The following is a 20,754-nucleotide window of genomic DNA, read 5'->3' on the forward strand; positions in this document are numbered from 1 at the left end:
TTGAAGAAAAATGACGAGTGCCGATTTTTGGCTGAAAGAAAATGGTGTTTAAATAAGTAATTATTCACTAATGGAGAAAAGGGGAAATTCTTCGACAGGAGAGATAAATACTGATATATCAATGTTTTTAGCAGGGTTAATAGAGGTTCACTAAATAATGAATTTAATAAAAAACAATATTGAAATATATTTGTAACAATTCTTTTATATGCGTGATATATCACTATGTTAGAATTACTTCTGACCTTATGCGAAAGATAATTTTAATTCTACATAATAGCCGGAGGAATAACTCGTGAAAAAAAGTATATTATCAGCATTGTTAGTGTGTACAATCGCTGTATCAGCAGTTCCTAGTATCGCACTAGCGGATAATTATGACCAACAAATCCAAGAAAAAGATCAAAAGATCAATGAATTACAAGGCAAACAGTCGGGTGTTCAGTCACAGATCGACGGATTAACAAGTGAAATCGCAACAGTTAGCGGACAAGTAAAAGACTTAGAAGCGAAACAAGATCAATTAAATAAAGACACGATGAAGTTGCAAGATAAAATTGCAACATTGAAAGTACGTATCGCAAAACGTAACGAAGTTATCAAAAATCAAGCACGTGATACACAAGTGAAGGGTCAAGCGACCAGCTATGTATCAGCCGTATTAGATGCTGATTCATTATCAGATGTCATTGGCCGTGTTCAAGCGATGTCAACCATTGTCAAAGCCAACAAATCATTGATGGAACAACAAAAAGCGGATGAAAAAGCCGTTGAAGCGAAGGTTAAGGACAACGAAGCGAAAGTTGCTGAAGTTCAAGAAAATCAAAAAGAACTAGAAGCACAAAAGAACGAAATCGCGAACAAACAAGCAGAATTGAATGTTGTGAAAGCGAACTACGCTGCAGAACAAGCAACTGCGGAACAAGATAAATCGAAATTGAAGAAACAACAAGAAGAAGCGAAGGCAGAACAAGCGCGCATCTTGAAAGAGCAAGAAGAAGCAGCAAAAGCACAAAAAGCAGAGCAAGAACGTCAAGCAAAAGAAGCAGCGAAAGCACAAAAAGCCTTCGAAGACGCTCAAGCAAAAGCAGCGAAAGAAGAAGCTGCAAAAGCAGAACAAGCAAAAGAATATTCTGAAAGCTCGTCAGCTTCTTCAACAGAAGCATCATCAAGTGCAAGTGAAGAAAGCTCTACAGCCGCTTCAACTACTGAAACAAAAACAGAGCAAACAAGTTCTACTGAAAATTCAAAAACACCAGACCCAACACCGGCACCTACTCCTGCCCCAACACCTTCAACAGGCGGCGGAAACAAAGTAGACCACACCGGTTCAGGCAATATGTATGCAGTTGGTCAATGTACATGGTATGTGAAACAAGTTGCACCATGGGCTGGAACGTATTGGGGCAATGGGTGTCAATGGGGTGCTTCAGCAGCAGCTGACGGTTTCCAAGTTGATGGTACACCAGCAGCAGGCGCGATCGTAAGCTTTGGTCAAGGTCAATCTGTGGGAACATGGAATGCCGATCCTACTTATGGACACGTGGCGTATGTTCAATCATACAACGCTTCAAACAACACGATCACGATCACTCAAGGCGGTATGGGCTTCCCATCACCAACTGGACCAAACACTGCAACATTAAGTGCAGCAGGTCTAACATATATTCACCCATAAAAAACGAAAAAAACGAGTGTCCGAGAAATCGGGCACTCGTTTTTTTATGCGCTGAAATGGAAGAAGCCTCGGAAATCAACGTTCGCGCGGCTTCTTTTGATCGGTGGAAATGGCATAGATCGACAGCAGCAGGCAGACGACCGCTAAAAAGGTCATCACCCAAAACACATTGTGGAAGGCACGGAGAAAGTGAGCGCCCAGTTGAGGTGTGATGTAACGCACACCAGGTAATTGAGCAAAAAGGACTGCCGAAGCAATGCTGATCCCGAGACTCATTCCGATCGTTCTGAAAAAGGAAGTGAGAGATCCAGCAACGCCGGTGAATTGTTTCTCAACAAAGGACATCGCCAATGAATTATTAGGTGACAAAAAGATGCCCATGCCGACGCCGTTCAATAAAATAGGGAGCAGCACCAGCAGCCAGTTTAGCTGCAACGGGTAAAAGGTATACCCGATCTGTGAAAGAATCAAAACCAAAATTCCAGAGAGGATTAATTTACTCGAGCCGATCTTATCCGATAAACGTCCAGCGATGGGTGCGATGATCAGCATCACGACTGATTGCAAGACCATCACGAGACCGCTGATCATGGGATTGATTCGATGGAAGCTCTGCAAATAGAAAGGCAGCAGAATATTTGAAGCGACATTTGTCAGCATCGCCAAAAACAAGGCGAACATCGAAAGCATGAAGCGTTTGTTTCTTAACACATGTGGGGAGATCCAGGGACTTTCGCTGCGATCATCTTGGATGAAGGAGTAGACCGTCAAAGCGGCACCGATCAAGAAGGCCAAACTGCCGACCAAGTAACGCGCGCTGGCACTTTGGAAAAAGAGACTGGATAGGGATAAGACAATGATCCCAACAGAAAAAATTCCTTGTCCCAACCAATTCGCATTTTTTAACGGTTGTTCGATCGTTTGTTTAGTCATTTTTGGGAAGTGAAAGACGCGATAGCCGATAAGACTAAAAATCACACCTAAAGGGACATTGATCAAATAGATCCAACGCCAGGATAGTGCCGAAAGCAGCACTCCGCCAAGAGCGGGACCAGAGATCGCTCCCACCGATATGAACATCGAGATGATCGCCAAGGCAGTCCCTCGTGTTTCCGGAGTGGAATACTCTGTCGTAAGTCCAATGGAGTTCGCATGATCATCGCCGACCCGATTGCTTGGACGACCCGTCCTAGTAAAAGAATCGTAAAATTTGGCGAAAGGCCGTTGATGAGTGAGCCGATCGTGAATAACACGCCGCCGATCAGAAAGATGAATTCTTTTGACAATAAATCTCCGAGGTGACCAAAGGCGACGAGCAAGATCGTTGTAGTGATCAAGCCGATCTGGACGATCCAAGTGGCTTCATTGTTTGTAATGGTCAGTGCACGGCTGATCGTCGGCAGAGCCAAATTCGTACTCTCACCAGAAAGAGAGGTGATAAAAGAGAAAAGGCCTAATATAATAATCGATTTACTTAGTGTTCGTTGTTTTTCCATGATGATCGCTCCTACGATTTAGAAATGGTACTCGGTCCTATTATAGGAACAATCCACGAAAAATACGACGATCTTGTATCGCTGCGCCGGCGCTTCTCATTAAAGGTTCTTCTTTTTCCCCGTGTTCTCGGGACTATCAAAATCTACTGATTCCGTTATAATGGACAAGTATGATTTTTTACATAGAAGGGAACCACTAAAGCATGTTTACAAAGTTTTCAAAGGACATACGCTCAGATTTGTTCAAAACAAAGTCAGATGAGCTTCAAGATAAAGAGACACTTCGACGATTAACCGAAGCAAATGGCGGCAATGCCTTTAGCGATGAACAGTTAACGGCTATTCGATTTCCTATGCAGACACATTTACGAATCATCGCAGGAGCAGGAAGCGGTAAAACGCAAACGATTTGTGCCAAAGCTGCCTACCTCGTACTGGAACAAGGAATTGACCCAAAGGCGATCATGATGTGCACCTTTTCTCGAAAGGCAAAACTAGAAATGGAGGCGCGGGTCAACCACTATTTGGGCGGCAATGCCCGGATCAACGTTCAAACATTCCATGGCTGGTTCAATGGGGAATACAACGCGTTGACCCGCCGCGACCCTCGCTTGAATCAATGGGGGATCGAAGGAACGATCGATGAGGACCAATATTATCAAACACTGACTCAGCTGATCAAAAAGTACAAGTTGTATAATTTTGATAAATTTGATGAACGGACGATTGCTTCTCGAATCAGCTATTGGCGCAACATGGGCTATTCGGATGACGAAATGGTAGGGTTTGTGGAAAAATATTTCGATGATGAAGATCTGATCCTGAACCACTCGTTAAGTACCGTTTTCCAACAATTTTTGGCGGAGCTGGCAATGCTGAAGAAGTCCCAACGTTTTATTACGTTTGATGACATGCTGTTCAATCTTAAGCAGATGTTGGAAAATGACGCCGACGCACGTCAGATTCTACAGGAAAAGTACCGCTATATTTTTATTGATGAGTTTCAAGACATCAATCCCTTGCAGAAACAAATCATCGCCTTGATCTGTCCGCCGGATAAGCACTTGAAGCAAACGGCTGCAGGAAAACTGATCATCGTCGGCGATGACGATCAAAGCATCTATTATTTCCGAGGAGCAGAACCTCGTTATATCAAAGAGTTTGAGCAGGAGTATCAGCAAACGTCGCTGCAACTGATGACGAATTACCGGTCAGAGGCGCCGATCGTTGAAGCGGGAAATCGCCTCATTCAATACAATGGTCACGATCGTCTAGAAAAGACGATGATCGCCAATAAAAAAACGTCTGAGCATGAGTGCTATGGCATTGGATTCAAAGATGACGACGAAGAAGCCGCTTGGATCGGAATGAAAATCCAGGAACTGACACGGCAGACAGCGGGAAAAGATGGGCGTCCAAATTATCGTGAGACGATGGTCTTATACCCAACCAGGGTGCAACTGCGTTCTTTGCTAAAGCAATTAAAAAAACAAAAAGTTCCCTTTGTTACACCCTCGAATGACGACTTGCTGGGAATCTTTGGTTTGCCTCCATTCAAGACGCTTTTCCAACAATTAGAGCTGCTGGCTTCGGCATCGTCGATCCAGCAGAAAAACGAGGCGCTGAAAAAGATCATTCAGCAGTATGCGTTTCTCCATTTTATTAAATTTGGTGCCAGTGCCGCCTTTAGTGAGAAATTGTTTAGTAAAAACAAATTCAAGGTCAAGGATCTCGTCGCGTTTTTAGTCAGTGAACGAAACCTTTCTCAGGCTTCACAGGAGCAGGCAAAGCAATTTTTCAAGCAGATCTATCTGTTTTATCAACAGCAGCAATTGGAATTAGCTGAACTGGCGGAGGCGCTGCTCGCGACACCTAAATTCAAAAAAGAATTGAGTGACGAAGAGTGCGATTGGCTAAGGAAAGAATTGATAGCGGCAAAGGATTGGCCCGGTCTGCTGGAGGCCTATCAGCAAGCCAGTGAACAGAACCAATCGATGAAGAAACGACTGCAGGATTACGACCAAGAAAAATTAAACGCAGTCTATTTACTCTCAATCCACGCCAGCAAAGGCTTGGGGAAGAAGACGGTTTTCATTAAAGGTGTCTACCAAGATGCGCTGCCTAATCACCACACGGTGGAAAAGGCCGAGTGTGATCTGCAACGAGCCAAAGAAGAAGCGGCTCCCCCTACGACGATGGAGGAGCAACGCCGTCTGATGTATGTGGCTCTCACTCGCGCAAAAGAAAACCTATATGTCACCTATCCTAAAACAGTCAACAACAAGACGGTCACGGCTTCCCCTTTCTTAAAAGAAGCAGGATTGCCCCTCAAAGAATATCAAAAAAATAGTATACTATAGGAAACAGGAGGGTGTATGACGAAGGTAAGAATAGAAGTGGGAAATGCTGGGTATTTGCGAGCTGCGAGCTGTTTTATTCGTATGGAGGTATTTGTACGTGAACGAGCGTTAGCGATGACGGATGAATTCGATCAAAACGATACGCCGGATACAGTATACAGCGTTCTTTTTGCGGGAGATCTCCCTGTAGCGACCGCGCGCTTTTTGTTGGATGAGGAGGGCACTGCTCGAATTGGCCGTGTGGCGACACAAAAGGACTACCGAGGCAAGCAGTTAGGCCGACAAGCAGTCACTGTGCTAGAGATATTTGCGAAAGAAAAACAGACGAAACAAGTCCTGATCCATGCAGAATTAACGGCGGCCGCCTTTTATGAACAATTGGGTTATGTTCGAATGGGCGAGCGTTACGAGGAAGATGGCGTACCTTGTATAACACTGGTAAAAAAACTGTAGGTGAAACCGAAAGGGTGGAGGAGTTATGGTGCATCAAGAACAAGCATTGACGTCTTTTCAAGCTGGAAAAAATTGTTGTCAGGCTGTTGTCGAGGCCTATTGCGAGGAGATGGGGATCTCTGAGGAGGAGGCTCATCTGTTAGGGGCCAGTTATGGCGGAGGAAACTATCAAGGCCTTTGCGGTGCGTTGGCGGGAACCTATATCGTCGCGAACGCCCTCAAGGGGACCCTTGACGAATCCGATCCTGCGAAGTGTCAGGCAGACAAGGCAGGTAATCGTATCGTTGCGATGACGTAAGCCTTTGAACAAACCTGCGGCTCGCTGTATTGCGGGAAGCTGATCGATAACCGTCCTTGTCTAGAGTATGTTCGTAGGGCTCTGGACATCCTGGAAGAACATTTAGCCGAATAAGCAGTGGGGCCCTCTCCGTAAAACTATGGAAGGGGCTTTTTTATTCATTCAGAAAAGAAGCGCTGTACAAAAAGAGTTTGTCAAACGCCACATGCTATGTTACGATTTTCACTATCCAGACAGGGAAAAGGAGAAGTAATGGAGAAACAGTGGAAGAAGATAGCTGCAACGAGCCGTTCAATAATCAAGCTAGTAAAAGAGTACGCAGTGATCGGTCTGTTTAGATGGAAAAAGCAAATCGCCAGCGGTCTGATAGTGATCAGTGTTCTGCTATTGCTGACGCTTATCAATACACTGATGCCCCATAATTCTGCTTGGCTGCAGGGAAAATGGTTCAGCCAGTCAGTGAATTATTCCTTTAAGCCTGGAAACGAAGCATTTACGAGCTGGACGATCAAGTGTAGAAATAAAGTCGCGTTGAAGCAGGCCAAAGTCGCTGTTAATTCCACGAAAAAATGCGTGGTCATGACGGATGATGGCAACAATATCGAGTACCATGCGACACGAACCGGCAGAAAACAATTGGAATTGAAAATAGTAAGGGATGGCCAGTCTGACCAACTCATTGAATTAAGTAAAAAATAGCCAAGATCGCTCATCGATTCAAGATGTGCGATCTTTTTTCGTGAGAAGAACAATTCTTTGCGGGACTTCTAAAAAAAATAGTACTATCGGAAAATAGGATGAATAAAAAAGGGGATTTTGTCATGAAAGTTGTAGTAATCGGCGGAGTAGCAGGCGGACCTTCCTTTGCCACACGGTTGCGCCGTTTGAATGAAGAACATGAGATCGTTATTTATGAACGTGGAGAACATATCTCATATGCCAGTTGTGCGCTGCCTTATTATCTAGGCGGTGTGATCGAAGACTTGGATTCATTGATCGAGCGAACACCCGAAATATTAAAAGTCAAAAACAATATCGATGTCTTCACGAAACACGAAGTGACCGCTATTGATCCAGATAAGAAACAATTGGTCGTTAAAGACCTGGCAACAGGAGAAGAAACGACTACGAATTATGATAAATTGGTTATTTCCGCAGGCGCGCGTCCAACGCTTCCGCCGATCATTGGCGCAAACAAAGCAGAAAACGGGTTTGTTTTACGCAACGTAACGAATGCAGCGGAGATCAAAACCTTTATCGATGCTCATGATCCGAAAAAGGTCCTGGTTTTAGGTGCTGGAGTGATGGGACTGGAAGTAGCTGAAAACTTCAAACATCGCGGAATGGACGTGACATTAGTGGATCAATTGCCGCAGGTCGCCTTTCCTTATGATGAAGAAATTGCAGACTTGATCTACGATAAATTGATCGAAAATGGGTTGCACGTTCACTTGGAAACACGTGTAGAAGAGATTCGTCAATCCGGAAAAGACGTCGTTTTATCTGATGGCACGACGATCGATCCAGACATGATCCTCTTCGCTACCGGGGTCGCACCAAACAATGAAGTCGCAAAAACAGCAGGGATCGAGTTGTCCGACGATGGACAGATCATCGTCAATGATCAGCTGGAGACCAATCTTTCCGATATTTATGCCATCGGCGACATCATCAAAACGACCAGTGTAGTGACTGGATTGGCCACCTCAAGTATGCTGTCCAGCGCCGCAAACCGCCAAGGCCATATGCTGGCGGACATGATCAACGGCACACCGATGCGTTACCGAGGCTATGTCGGTGCGGGTGTCGCGAAAATTTTTGATTTTACTGCAAGCTATGCTGGAATGACGGAGCATGCGTTGAAGGCTGCGGGCGTGACCAACTACAAATCAGTTTTTGTAACGCCCTTTGATCATGCCTATTTCTACCCAGGTGCGACGCGACTGAATCTGAAGATCATTTTCGACGCGACAAGCGGGAAAATTTTAGGCGGGCAAGCAGTGGGTGAAAAGGGCGTTGACAAGCGTATGGGTGAATTGTCAGTGGCGATCACTGGAAATCTGACGGTCTTTGATTTACCAGATCTGGAATTGCCTTATTCACCGCCTTATTCAACCACCCGCGACCCATTGAACATTGCGGGATACGTGGCGATCAATCAAATGACGAATATTGTTGAAACGGTCAAGGCCTCCGATATCCCAGCAGAAGATCTGGCAACTGCCTTCTTCTTGGACATTCGCGAACCCGACAAGGCTAAATCCGGCAGTATCGAAGCCACGAAAAATATTCCGATGAACGAATTGCGTGATCGGATCAATGAAATCCCTCGGGACAAAAAGGTATATATTACGTTTAGAAAAGGCTTGAATACGTATACTTCCGCGCGTATTTTGGCGGGCTTTGGTATTCCAGCGATTTTGATCGAGGAGTAAGAAGATGGACGCATTCAAAGAGCTCTTCACTCCAGCGCAGCAGTTTTTAATGTTGCAGGCGTATGTCGACTCGAAGCTGACAGAGGAAGAATTGATGAATTTCTCCCTCTTGGAATCAACCAAAGATGTTCCTGTGGTCTTTTATTCTGCCGGGGTGATGGTCATCCAACCAGCCCTCGATCTAGGGGACTTTACTCATGCGTTCTTTTCAAAAGAGCAGCTTGAGATTCGCCGGCAAGACCGCGAGCTGATCCTTGAGCTGCCTGGACAAGCAGTCCGCTTTGGCTTTGAGGACCGCAAAGAAGCCCAACAAGTGGAAAAAGATTTTGCTTATTTGTATACGAACCCCGAATAGTTGCTCTAAAAAATGCGTCGTAGTAAAGTGAAGGTAGCGTATTACAAATGAGGAGGCAGACGTGATGGACAATACACAATTTGCGAGGGAAATGCTGGATCGCGCGCAAGAACGGTTTGAAGACACTTTCGATCAGATGACGACAGAAGAAGCCAACACAATGCCTGCACCATTGATCAAATCAGTGGTTTGGCTGATGTGGCATACGGCACGAGAGCTAGATATGCAGATCTCCGACATGAATGGGACGGAATACTTGTGGACAAGCAAAGGCTGGTCTGAAAAATTTGCTTTGGATTTGCCGGACGACACAGAAGACTATCGCCATACACCTGACGAAGCCGCAAAGGTCGTCGTATCTGATCGGCAATTGGTGTTGGATTATCTAGCCGACAGTATCGCCTTCACACAGGAATATTTGACGACACTGGATGAGCGCAGCCTGGATGACGTCATCGATACCAATTGGGACCCGCCAGTCACGCGGCAAGTACGTCTCATCTCGGCGATCGATGATGCCGTGATGCATTCGGGTCAAGCTGTGTATACAAGACGATTAGTAATTGGTAAATAAGAACGGCTAACAGCTCTTTCGTGAAGAAGGGGCTGTTTTTATTTGGGAAATGACAGCGAGGGTTTTCGATTGCCAAATAAAATCAAGCGTGCTATCCTTCTTTTGGTAAGAGGGATGGTGCTCCCCTCCTAACCGCTGACTCAATCAGCTGATGGCGCCTGTTATAAGTGAAATAGTTCTAAGACTTTAGCCAAATGGCTGGAATTTCTTAGAGGTATTCCATTTGTAACAGGCTTTTTTTGCGGGCTCCAGCAGGATAGAACGGGTAAAAACACAGAAATAGACGGTTTTATCGGGACACATAGAGTAGTTAAAATCAAGGAGGAAACAAACATGACAGTCGTAATTGAAACAGTAAAAGCAAGAGAAATTTTTGATTCACGGGGAAACCCAACGGTGGAGGCAGATGTTCTTTTATCTGACGGTACTTTAGGACGCGCAGAAGTACCAAGCGGCGCTTCTACAGGCGATCGCGAAGCCGTTGAATTGCGTGATGGCGGCGACTACCTAATGGGCAAAGGCGTCATGAAAGCTGTAAAAAACGTCAATACTGAGATCAATGATGCCTTAAAAGGCTTGTCTCCATTTGACCAAGCAAAAATCGACAAAGCAATGATCGATCTAGATGGTACACCCAATAAAGGACGTTTAGGCGCAAATGCGATCCTTGGTGTTTCCATGGCCGTTGCTCGTGCAGCAGCTCAAAGCCAAAAAATTCCATTGTATCGTTACCTGGGCGGTGTCGATCTAGAATTGCCGCAACCCTTCTTCAACGTCATCAACGGCGGTGTCCATGCTGACTCAGGAATCGATGTGCAAGAATTCTTGATCACGCCAGTAAAACGTGAAAGCTTCCGTGACGGTGTCGAAAAAATTGCTAATACGTACCACACTTTGAAAGGTGTCCTTGCAAAAGAAGGCTACGAAACAGCCGTCGGCGACGAAGGCGGGTTCGCACCCAAATTGGCAAGTACGGAAGCGGCGATCGACATGTTATACCGCGCCATCAAAGAAGCAGGCTATGTTCCAGGTGAAGAAATCGCCATCGCATTAGACCCAGCCTCCAGCGAATTTTACAGCGACGACACAAAGAAATACACCTTCGAAGGCAAAGAGATGTCTTCTGATGAGATGCTGACCTATTACCAAGACCTCGTGAAGAAATACCCTGCAATCATCTCCATCGAAGACGGCTTCTCAGAACATGACTGGGACGGCTTCAAGCAGATGACCGAAGCAATGGGGGATACGATCCAATTAGTCGGTGACGATATTTTCGTTACGAACCCTGCGATCTTCGCAGAAGGAATCGAAAAGAATGTTGCAAACTCAATCTTGATCAAACTAAACCAAATCGGTACCGTTTCAGAATCCATCGAAACCATCAAGATGGCTCGCGCCAACGCCTACACAACCATGATCTCTCACCGATCTGGCGAAACAGGCGATACCTTCATCGCGGACTTCGCCGTAGCGATGAATGCCGGACAAATCAAAACAGGCTCCATGGCCCGCAGCGAACGGGTTGAAAAATACAACCAATTCCTACGTATCGAAGAAGAACTAGAAGGCTATGCAAAACTAGCCCGTTTCCCGAAAAACTAAGAAAATAACTGAGAAGAAGCCCGATCATCGAGTCAGATGATCGGGATTTTTTTGTTAGGATCAATAAAAAATTCCCAATATACGTTGTTATTTTTTTTTGCGAATAGTTAGTCATTCTCATAATTTTTCATCTTACTTAAATAACTGAAAAACTGTATATTGTCTTAGAATGATAAGGATGTGCGGGGCCAAATTTTACTAGATCCAAATTATTTGCAGGGTATTGTGCTTCAAGGGTTATTCCACTGTAAACAGGATAAGGTTGATTATTAATTGAGAAAGTTCTTTGTGTAACATTGAATGTATAAACGACGATACTTGGTAGAGAAGTTGTAAAAGAGATTTGTCGACCATTTGTGGGGTGACTCAAAACTCCGGAATGCTCACCAGTAAGCTCGTAAGTATGATTGATACCGCCAAAATTCTGTAATGAGTCTAGGCGGTTAATTTGCTGAAAGTTTAAATGTTTGGGAACGCCTACAGGAATAGGAGATTGAATCAAGCTATTCTCCTCGCAAAAAATTGAATCTGATTCAATTTGAAAAAAATGATCTGTTACAGGTGAGAGAGTGGAACCATTCAAATTGAAATACATGTGATTTGTTGGATTGAGGTAAGTTGTATCTTTAGGGTTAACGAAAATTTCCATAATTAAACGACAATTATCATCAATAGTGTAAATAACGGAAGAATCATAAAGAGATGTCGAATGACTAAAGGAAATTTTGACGGAATCATTGTTTTCTGTAACTGTTTGTTTCCAAATCATCTTGTCCCATCCATCAGAACCTCCGTGAAAATGAAGAGGGGGTCGATTCTTTTCGAGAGTAGTGTTTCCTACTTCGTATCGTCCAGCTAGAGGTCCGACAATACTGCCGGCGAATGTTCTTTCAGCTAACCAAATATCTATTGGTGGGGCTACTAAAATATTTTCCATATTATTGCTATTATCTGAAAATATAATTTCGAAAACAGAAGCACCAAGATTTGAAAATGTTACTTCTAACTCTTTTTTTAGTGAAATTTTTGTGAAAATTACTTCTTTATCAATGTAATCATAGGATAATTGAAACATAAGATACCTCCTTTAAGTTAGTATAACTTCATCTGAAAAAAATTTCCATAAGTATTGACACTTTTTGGAAATGATGTATTATTGTTTTTGTAAACGCAAACAGAAAGGGGTTGCAATTATTTTGGATTCAAATATTTTGAAGGAAAATTATGATGTAGTAGTAGCTGGTGGAGGAATGTCTGGAGCATTTGCCGCTATCGCAGCTGCAAGAAACGGTGCAAAGACATTGATTATTGATCAAAATGGTTACTTTGGAGGAACCTTGACAGCAAACGGGGTTGGTCCGATGATGACATACTTTGCTGGAGATAAACAAGTTATTTTAGGATTGGGACAAGAAATGGTTGAACGATTAGTCGAACGTGGCTATTCTCCAGGTCATGTCTTGGATTCAACAAATTATATTTCTTATGTAACGCCATTTTCAGCTGAGGGATTGAAAATTGTTTTAGATGAAATGGTCAGTGAAGCAGGGGCAGATGTTTTATTCCATACCTACTTAATCGGGTTAGACAAAGAAGCTGGAGCAATCAAGAACATTTCGATCGTGAATAAAGATGGGATCAGACAAATTTCCAGTAAAGTATTTATTGATGCAACAGGAGACGGAGATCTAGCCGTAATGTCAGAAGTTCCATTCCAATTAGGGCGAGAAACAGACAATGCGATGCAACCGATGACGATGAATCTTAAGGTTTACGGTGTTGATAAACAAAAGCTTCGTAAGGCTGTGTTAAATGATCCAGACAAGTTTCCACGGCTAAATAGAGATTTAGATGTTATGAAGAATACAGAGATTCTATCTTTCGTCGGTTTTGATGATGAATTTAGAAAAGCTAAAGAAGAGGGTCGAATCAGCATTCCGAGAGAGGATATTCTTTTCTTTGAAACCAATGTACCGGGAGAGTTTATTATGAACACATCACGGATCATTAATGAAAGCGGTGTATCTGCAGAGGGGTTGACCCGAGCAGAGATGATTGGACGCAAGCAATGCGAGGAATTATACCACTTCTTAGTTGAATCAGTCCCCGGTTTTGAAAACGCGAAAATTGCTTATAGTGGACCAAGTGTTGGTGTTCGCGGAACAAGGCAGATCAAAGGAAAATATACGCTGACGAATCAGGATGTTTTGGAAAATAAACCATTTAAATCTACGATCGCCCACTCAGGGTATCCAATTGATATTCATAATCCGAAAGGGGAAGGTACTGTCTCCGTACACGCTAATCAGACCGAAGAAGTCGCGCATGAAAAATTTGATAAAACTGTATTCGACAGCTATTATCGCATTCCTTATGAAATAATGATTACGAATGAAATCAGCAACCTGATTGTAACAGGACGTTGTGTCTCAGCTTCTTTTGAAGCTCAAGCAGCAATACGTACGACACCAACGATGACCGCATTGGGACAAGCAGCCGGAACAGCAGCAGCATTGGCTGCATCAAAAAATGAAGCAACTGGAAATATTGATATTAAAGTTTTACAAAATAAATTGATTGAGCAAAAGAGCTTTATCGAAATCTAGGAGGAAAAAAATGGCAACGGTACAGTTAGTGGGAATATTGTTAGTATTTTTTATTTTAGTTGGTTTGATGATGACAAGAAAGGTCCCGACGATTCTAGCATTGCCAATAATGGCTATCGCGATTTCTTTAATTGCGGGAATCACAGTGATATCAAAAGACCCAGAACAATTCACAATTGTGAAAGATGTTTTAGAAGCTGGGTCGATGAGAATGTCGACTGCAATTTCAGGTTTGATTTTTGGATCATTGTTCGGAAAAGTATTATCTAAAGTTGGGGTCACTGAGACAATTATAAAAAAAGCGGCAGAAATGGCTGGGGATCGAGCACTACCAATTGCCTTATCCTTCTTAGCGGTTTGTTCTGTAATTTTTGCAGCAAGCAATGGATTAGGTATGGTGATTTTAGTTGGTACAATTATTGTCCCGATTATGATATCAGCAGGTCTTTCGCCAATGGTCAGTGGAATTATCTTACTACTGTCAAATGGCATTGGTGTAACATTCTCTGTATCAACATTAGCTGTTTATATCGACGTACTAGGTTTGAATTTAAGTGAAGTTACTTCGTATTCATGGATGGTCGGACTACCGTTGATCCTCGTCTCAGTAATTATGATTGTCTATTATGTAAAATTCAGCGGAAAGCGTCGCAAAGCTTGGGCGATGCCTACTAAGCAAGGAAGAAATGGTCAAGTTCGCAGTATTGCTTTGATCTCGCCGATCATTCCAGTTGTTCTAGTTTTTGCTTTCCAAGTTCCATTGGTAGCTGCAATTATTGTTGGAATTTTCGTCACTTTGATCTTGAGTACACCAAAAAATCCGATTCATGTCGTAAGTAGTGCCTTTGTTGAAGGAATACAAGAGGTTGCTGGTGCTGCTGGTTTGATGATTGGTATTGGAATGCTGCTAAATGCTGTAATGTCTGCAGAGGTATCAACAATTTTACAACCAGCAATCTCTATGATGATCCCTAAAAATCAATTGATGTTTGTTCTGATTTTTGGACTACTTTCACCTTTAGCAATTTATCGTGGTCCGTTAAATGTTTGGGGATTAGGAAGCGGCATCATTTCCCTATTAGTTGCAGGTGGGATGAATCCAATCGCAGCGATGGTAGCTTTACGATTAGATAGTAATGTTCAAGCAGTCTGCGACCCAACCAACTCGCATAATGTTTGGGTGTCCGATTTTATTAAAACAGATGTTAATGAAGTAATGAAGAAAACAATTGGCTGGGTAGCAGTTTCAACCTTCCTCGGTTTGGTTGTTGCTTCGTTCTTCCTATATTAATTAGAGATTGAGGTAAACAAAAATGGGAAAAAAAGTAAGGATTGGAATTGATGTCGGTGGTACTTTCACTGATGCAGTGGCAATCGATAATGAAACTTATGAAGTGATTGCAAAATTAAAAATCCCAACTACTCACGAAGATGGTGTAGCCAGAGGGATCGTTAAAATCATCCAAAAACTTCTGACTGAAAACAATATCGCTCCGGAAGATGTGATTTTCATTGCCCACGGAACAACTCAAGCTACAAATGCATTACTTGAAGGTGATGTAGCAAAAGTCGGTATTGTGGGTATGGGAACTGGAATGGACGCTCGTACCGCAAAAAAAGAAACATCAATCGAGCATATTGAGTTAGCTCCCAATAAATATTTGCATTCTGAACATGTTTTCATTGATTCATCGAAATTAACAGAACAAGAAGTTGAAAAAAATATTCATGAATTAATCAATAAAGACTGTCAGGTGATTGTTGCCAGTGAAGCATATTCTGTGGATGATCCCGAAAATGAAACAAAGGTAATCGAAAAGGCACAGCAAGAAGAGTTATTTGCTACGGGTGGGCACGAAATTTCCCAGCTTTATGGATTGAAAATGCGGACGCGAACAGCGGTGGTGAATGCGTCATTGATTCCGAAAATGATGCAAACGGCAAATATGACAGAATCGGCAGTATTGGATACTAAAATTCAGTCTGGTTTAATGATCATGCGTTGTGATGGTGGAGTTATGAGCATCAATGAAGTGCGCCAACGGCCTATTTTAACGATGTTATCAGGATTAGCTGCTGGTGTTGCGGGTGCATTGATGTATGAAAAAGTCAGCGATGGAATCTTTTTTGAAGTCGGTGGAACCAGTGTCGATATCTCTGTCATCAAGAATGGGAAAGTAATGATTAAATACGCCCAGGTCGGCGGTCATAAAACGTACCTTCGTTCATTGGATGTTCGTACATTAGCTGTTGCGGGTGGAAGTATGATCCGTGTGAAAGACAAAAAAATCGTTGATGTTGGTCCGCGTAGTGCCCATATCGCTGGTCTAGAATATGAATGCTTTACTGACGTGGAAAATTTAGATAATCCAACAATCGAGTTTGTATCTCCTCGTGACGGCGATCCGAATGAATATGTCATCGTTCAGGGTACCGGCACAAATGCATATTCTTATACATTAGCAGGCGCAGCGAATTTATTAAGTTACGTACCGGAGGGAGATTACGCCCAAGGAAATGCTGAAGCAAATAAAAAAGCGTGGGATGCATTAGGAGCTTATCTTGGAAAATCTGCTGAAGAAGTGGCAAAAGAAGTCATGAATTTTGCAATGGAAAAACTAGAACCAGTCATTAATGATTTGATTGACGAATACGAGATGGATCGCAATTTCATTACACTAGTCGGCGGCGGAGGATCTGGTGCAATCGTCGTACCAGCGTTAGCAGAATATTATGACTATAAATGGAAGTTAGCTAAAAACGCACCTTATATTTCAACAATCGGAGTCGCTTTAGCGATGGTTCGCGAGCAAATCGAGCGATCTATCACGAATCCAAGCGAAAATGATATTAAGAAGATTCGGGCAGATGTTATCGAAAAAATCATTCAATCGGGTGCAAACGAAGAAACGGTTGAAGTCAATATCGAGATTGATACTCAACGTAATATTGTTCGTGCAGTAGCGACCGGAGCAACAGAGCTTCGCCAGAAAAGTTTAGGCGCTTCAGATGTTAATGAGGATCAATTAAAGACAATTACTTCGGAAGCACTGGGACTTGACACGAATAGCATCAAATGTGCAGGAAAGGTAGGCCGTTGGAACTTGATGGATGCGACAATCATCAAGAAGAAACTTTTCTTTAAAAGTAAACGGACGAATGTTTGTGTAGTTGACCGTGAAGGCGTTGTTCGTTTCAAACATAGTAATGCTCACTATTTCAAATTTCCTAAAAATCAATCAGACAAAGAGTTTCTTTCTTTTATTGATGAATATACAATTTATTCAGATGCCAATGCAACGATTCCGAAAGTATTCTTGTTCTTTAGAGAAAAAATGTTAGACTTGACTGGAATGCAAACATTAGAACAATTAACATCAATCATGGATGTTGAGACAGAAAATTTGGATAATAATGAGGAAGTCATAGCGGTAGCATACAAATAAAAAGGAGCAATAATGGATTATTTTTCGGACGAATTTTTAGCTTATTTGGAATTGAAGCAGGATATGCTATTCCATAAGATACCATCAGAGGATCTTTGGCATTATCTTGAGAAATCTTTGGCAATTGGCAAAAGTTTTGCTTCAAAATCAAAGTCAAAGGATATTTTTGCACTTTACGAGGACAATGAAATCGAAATAAAAGAAGAAAAACATGACGGCGTTTTCTATAAGGTTCAGATGCGCGCGCAATTTGAATCGGATCGAAAAGGAAACCATCTTGTTTACTTGTATGAAAAATCCATTGTTCAATTGGCTGAAGCAAACCATTTGGGATTAAAAGAAATGAAGCGAATTATTTTATCCCATGAATATTTTCATTATTTAGAAGAAAAAGGTAGAACCCATGTCTATGATCAATTTGCACCGATCGAAAGTGCAAAAATTTTAGGAATTTCTCGAAAAGCGCATATTCGTCGAACAAGTGAAATAGCAGCGAATGCTTTTGCAAAATATTTGTTAAATTTAAGCCATTTACCAAGTTTTTATGACTATCAATACCTCTTGAAGACAAACCAGATAACTCTACAGGATATTGAAGAAGAACATGATCAATTTAAAGCATTAATTAGAAAGCAAGTAATCGGCTAGATGCGTAAGTGTCTAGCCATTTGTTTCGAAAGGAAGATTAGATGTCACAAAAAAGATTTGGAAGTATTGAAGCAGGTGGAACAAAATTTGTTTGTGCTGTAGGTAATGAACAACTTAAGATTCTTGAAACAAACACTTTTTCAACCATGGAACCAAGAGAGACTATGGAGCAAGTAAAAGATTTTTTTAGCTATTACCCAGTAGATGCATTGGGCATCGGAACATTTGGTCCAGTAGATATTGACTCAACGTCATCAACTTATGGTAAAATTTTGGCTTCGCCAAAAAAGGCTTGGCAAGGGTTTAACTTTATCCAAGCAGTAAAAGAATGGTTTTCAGGTCCAATATTTCTAACAACTGATGTGAACTCGAGCGCTTATGGAGAATTTACAATGGGGGATGCTAAAAATGTGAACTCTTGCGTATATATCACGGTTGGAACCGGAATCGGAGCTGGTGTGATCCAAAATGACCAATTTGTTGGTGGAACGACGCACTTAGAAATAGGCCATGGGTATGTTCATCGACATAAGAATGATGTAGATTTTTCGGGTGTGTGTCCTTATCATGGTGGAAGTTGTTTTGAAGGAGTTGCGGCTGGCCCAAGTATTGAAAAACGAACGGGGGTCCGTGGTGAAATGCTTCCGCAAGATCATCCTGTCTGGTCGATTGAAGCTAATTATTTAGCGCAATTAGCTTATAATCTACGAGTAAATTTTGCACCAGAAAAAATTATTTTTGGAGGGGGAGTCATCAATGAAGGATTGATGGAATTGGCACGCGAACAATTTGTAATGATTAATGCGGGTTATGTTTCTGTCCCAGAATTAGATGATTTCATTGTTACTTCAGCTTTTCAAGATAACACTAGTGCTACAGTCGGGAATTTCGCATTGGCACAAAAAGTACTGACTAAATCCAATTAAATAAAAATACTCAATCAACGTTAAACGGTTGATTGAGTATTTTTATTACCACTCGTAAATAGCAGAATCAGCAGATTCATAGGAATTGATAATCGTATCGCTGCTTAGTTTTCGCTGACGTAGTCCCCGATTGTCTCGTAAAATTGTTGCGAAAATAATATCGAAAACCAAAGAGATCATGACAGAGTTTGTCAGTACGAGCGAATTATTCGCGGACATATGGTCTGGAATAATGAATTTGATATCAATCATATCACTGACTTTCGGATTGTCATTACTTGAAATCAAAATGGTTTTTACATCTTTTCGCTTAATTTTCGTTAAGAAAGGAATAATATCTTTGGTTATCACTGAAGGGACAACGGCGATTAGGACCGAATCGCTGCTCATATTTTCAATCGCCAATTGGGTTTCTAGGTTCTCTTTTAAGGTAGTAACTTCCATACCTAATTGCCGCAATTTGAAGGCAAATTCTTTGCTGACAAAAGAAGTATTATAGATTGATAAAATAAATACTTTACGATTGAGCGTGATCATTGACGCAGCATCTTCAATATTTTGAGCATCCAACATCGCGCATGTATTCGTTAACATTTTCTTATAATCAAGCGTTACGTACTCAATCAAGTTCGATTCATCGAAAGACTTTTCTTGATCTTCCAAGTGAGTCATACTTTGAGCTAATGCGATCTTAAATTTATTGAACCCTTTAAAACCAATTTTTTTACTGAAGCGATTAATGCTTGCTTCCGAAGTATCGGTTTTTTTGGCTAAATTTGTGATGGTATTTGAAATAACATATTCAGGATTTTCAATTACAAATTTACTGATCTCGTGTTCACTAGAAGTAAAACTTGATTCTAATGATTTTATTTTTAATAATACAGCGGATTGCATGTCATCTCCTCGTTTCTTTCCCCATTATATCAATAAAACTAAGTACTGAGTAGTTAGTTAACTTAAGTTTTTTTTCTAAATTTAATAAAAAAGAATTGCATATAATATATAGATGGACAGGATTAATATAACTATATTTTACTGAGTCTATCAGGTGATACTACATTTCTGCCACTAGAGCATCTCAGACTTCTGTGGTACAGTGAGTCAGTGGAAACTATAGAGGAGGATATCATCCTATGCGAAATATTAAATTAACCATCGAATACGATGGCAAACGTTACCTGGGCTGGCAGCGTTTAGGGGATTCAGAAAAGACGATCCAAGGGAAGATCGAAAGTGTGATCGCGCAAATGACTGGCGAGAAAATCGAGATTATTGGCTCTGGCCGAACCGACGCGGGGGCTCATGCCCATGGGCAAGTCGCGAATTTTAAAACGAACTCGGAAATGGCGCGGAATGAAATGCTGACGTTCTTTAATCGTTATCTGCCAAGTGACATCGTCGTGAAGAAGGTGGAAGAGATGCCGGAACGCTTCCATGCTCGTTATAATGTGAAGGGCAAGCAGTACAGCTATTATGTTTGGAATGATCCGATTCCAACCGCCTTTGAACGCTATCACAGCTTTTACGTGCCTGATAAATTAGACATGGAGAAGATGAATGAAGCCTGCGAGAAGCTGATCGGCAAGCATGACTTTATCGGTTTTTCTGCATTGAAGAAATCGAAAAAATCAACGACACGAACGATTGAAAAAATTTCAATCGAACGTGAAGGGAGTATGCTGCGATTCACGTTTGTCGGTAACGGTTTTTTACATAAGATGGTCCGTATCTTGATGGGAACTATCTTAGAGATTGGTTTAGGAAAATTGCCAGTCACCGTGATCGATGACGTATTAGAAAACAAAGTTCGAGAAGCTGCGGGGGAGACTGCACCGGCGCAAGGACTGTTTTTAGATGAAGTATTTTATTAA

At 42.0% G+C, this 20,754-nt stretch carries 19 protein-coding genes and 1 riboswitch; of the genes, 15 read left to right on the top strand and 4 right to left on the bottom strand.

Annotated elements, in window-relative coordinates; translation table 11 throughout:
* The first annotated feature begins 295 nt into the window (after positions 1-295).
* A complete protein-coding gene (locus I592_RS02010) occupies positions 296-1,678 on the top strand; it encodes a CHAP domain-containing protein (RefSeq protein ID WP_010781900.1) in 1,383 nt (460 codons plus the stop codon).
* Between the two features lie 75 nt (positions 1,679-1,753).
* Here I592_RS02010 and I592_RS02015 read toward each other — a convergent pair whose 3' ends face one another.
* Positions 1,754-2,773 (bottom strand): MFS transporter, encoded by a 1,020-nt coding sequence (locus I592_RS02015; protein ID WP_306453289.1) that lies wholly within the window; start codon positions 2,771-2,773, stop codon positions 1,754-1,756.
* Positions 2,674-3,174 carry an MFS transporter gene (locus I592_RS22230; RefSeq protein WP_010781898.1) on the bottom strand — a complete coding sequence of 167 codons (501 nt, stop codon included), beginning with the start codon at positions 3,172-3,174 and terminating at the stop codon, positions 2,674-2,676. Before I592_RS22230 ends, I592_RS02015 begins: the two co-directional genes overlap by 100 nt.
* Positions 3,175-3,377: 203 nt before the next feature.
* On the opposite strand from I592_RS22230, the gene I592_RS02020 reads away from it, so the two are divergent.
* From I592_RS02020 to eno, 8 genes are all read left to right on the top strand, one after another.
* Positions 3,378-5,534, top strand: coding sequence for an ATP-dependent helicase (locus I592_RS02020; RefSeq protein ID WP_010781897.1), 2,157 nt, complete (start codon positions 3,378-3,380; stop codon positions 5,532-5,534).
* Positions 5,535-5,549: 15 nt separating this feature from the next.
* On the top strand, positions 5,550-5,987 hold the full coding sequence (locus I592_RS02025; RefSeq protein WP_010781896.1) for a GNAT family N-acetyltransferase: 438 nt from the start codon (positions 5,550-5,552) through the stop codon (positions 5,985-5,987).
* 25 nt (positions 5,988-6,012) lie between these two features.
* A complete protein-coding gene (locus I592_RS20665) occupies positions 6,013-6,285 on the top strand; it encodes a C-GCAxxG-C-C family protein (RefSeq protein WP_010781895.1) in 273 nt (90 codons plus the stop codon).
* Positions 6,286-6,537: 252 nt separating this feature from the next.
* Positions 6,538-6,984 (top strand): hypothetical protein, encoded by a 447-nt coding sequence (locus I592_RS02035; protein ID WP_010781894.1) that lies wholly within the window; start codon positions 6,538-6,540, stop codon positions 6,982-6,984.
* A gap of 122 nt (positions 6,985-7,106) precedes the next feature.
* On the top strand, positions 7,107-8,720 hold the full coding sequence (locus tag I592_RS02040) for an FAD-dependent oxidoreductase (RefSeq protein WP_044925998.1): 1,614 nt from the start codon (positions 7,107-7,109) through the stop codon (positions 8,718-8,720).
* 4 nt (positions 8,721-8,724) lie between these two features.
* Positions 8,725-9,075 carry a hypothetical protein gene (locus I592_RS02045; RefSeq protein WP_010781892.1) on the top strand — a complete coding sequence of 117 codons (351 nt, stop codon included), beginning with the start codon at positions 8,725-8,727 and terminating at the stop codon, positions 9,073-9,075.
* A gap of 64 nt (positions 9,076-9,139) precedes the next feature.
* Positions 9,140-9,649 (top strand): DinB family protein, encoded by a 510-nt coding sequence (locus tag I592_RS02050; protein ID WP_010781891.1) that lies wholly within the window; start codon positions 9,140-9,142, stop codon positions 9,647-9,649.
* 101 nt (positions 9,650-9,750) lie between these two features.
* Positions 9,751-9,817, top strand: a riboswitch (Fluoride riboswitch).
* Positions 9,818-9,982: 165 nt separating this feature from the next.
* Complete coding sequence (gene eno / locus I592_RS02055; protein ID WP_010781890.1) at positions 9,983-11,254, top strand: phosphopyruvate hydratase; 1,272 nt, start codon at positions 9,983-9,985, stop codon at positions 11,252-11,254.
* A 136-nt stretch (positions 11,255-11,390) separates the two neighbouring features.
* On the opposite strand, the gene I592_RS02060 is transcribed toward eno, so the two are convergent.
* Positions 11,391-12,329 carry an aldose epimerase family protein gene (locus tag I592_RS02060; RefSeq protein ID WP_010781889.1) on the bottom strand — a complete coding sequence of 313 codons (939 nt, stop codon included), beginning with the start codon at positions 12,327-12,329 and terminating at the stop codon, positions 11,391-11,393.
* A 121-nt stretch (positions 12,330-12,450) separates the two neighbouring features.
* On the opposite strand from I592_RS02060, the gene I592_RS02065 reads away from it, so the two are divergent.
* From I592_RS02065 to I592_RS02085, 5 genes are read left to right on the top strand one after another with little or no spacing between them, the layout of a single operon-like run.
* Complete coding sequence (locus tag I592_RS02065; protein ID WP_244265145.1) at positions 12,451-13,860, top strand: FAD-dependent oxidoreductase; 1,410 nt, start codon at positions 12,451-12,453, stop codon at positions 13,858-13,860.
* Positions 13,861-13,870: 10 nt separating this feature from the next.
* Positions 13,871-15,151, top strand: a complete 1,281-nt coding sequence (locus I592_RS02070; RefSeq protein WP_010781887.1) for a hypothetical protein — start codon at positions 13,871-13,873, stop codon at positions 15,149-15,151.
* A 22-nt stretch (positions 15,152-15,173) separates the two neighbouring features.
* Positions 15,174-17,306, top strand: coding sequence for a hydantoinase/oxoprolinase family protein (locus I592_RS02075; protein ID WP_010781886.1), 2,133 nt, complete (start codon positions 15,174-15,176; stop codon positions 17,304-17,306).
* 12 nt (positions 17,307-17,318) lie between these two features.
* Positions 17,319-17,954 carry a hypothetical protein gene (locus tag I592_RS02080; protein ID WP_010781885.1) on the top strand — a complete coding sequence of 212 codons (636 nt, stop codon included), beginning with the start codon at positions 17,319-17,321 and terminating at the stop codon, positions 17,952-17,954.
* Between the two features lie 41 nt (positions 17,955-17,995).
* The gene (locus I592_RS02085; RefSeq protein WP_010781884.1) at positions 17,996-18,880 is read left to right on the top strand and encodes an ROK family protein; all 885 of its coding nucleotides are present in this window, start codon (positions 17,996-17,998) and stop codon (positions 18,878-18,880) included.
* Between the two features lie 45 nt (positions 18,881-18,925).
* Here the strand turns inward: I592_RS02085 and I592_RS02090 are convergent, their stop codons facing one another.
* Positions 18,926-19,777, bottom strand: a complete 852-nt coding sequence (locus I592_RS02090; protein WP_010781883.1) for a MurR/RpiR family transcriptional regulator — start codon at positions 19,775-19,777, stop codon at positions 18,926-18,928.
* Positions 19,778-20,016: 239 nt separating this feature from the next.
* Between I592_RS02090 and truA the strand changes: the two genes are divergently transcribed.
* Complete coding sequence (gene truA, locus I592_RS02095) at positions 20,017-20,754, top strand: tRNA pseudouridine(38-40) synthase TruA (RefSeq protein WP_010781882.1); 738 nt, start codon at positions 20,017-20,019, stop codon at positions 20,752-20,754.

This window comes from Enterococcus gilvus ATCC BAA-350 (genome assembly GCF_000407545.1).
Lineage (GTDB): Bacteria > Bacillota > Bacilli > Lactobacillales > Enterococcaceae > Enterococcus_A > Enterococcus_A gilvus.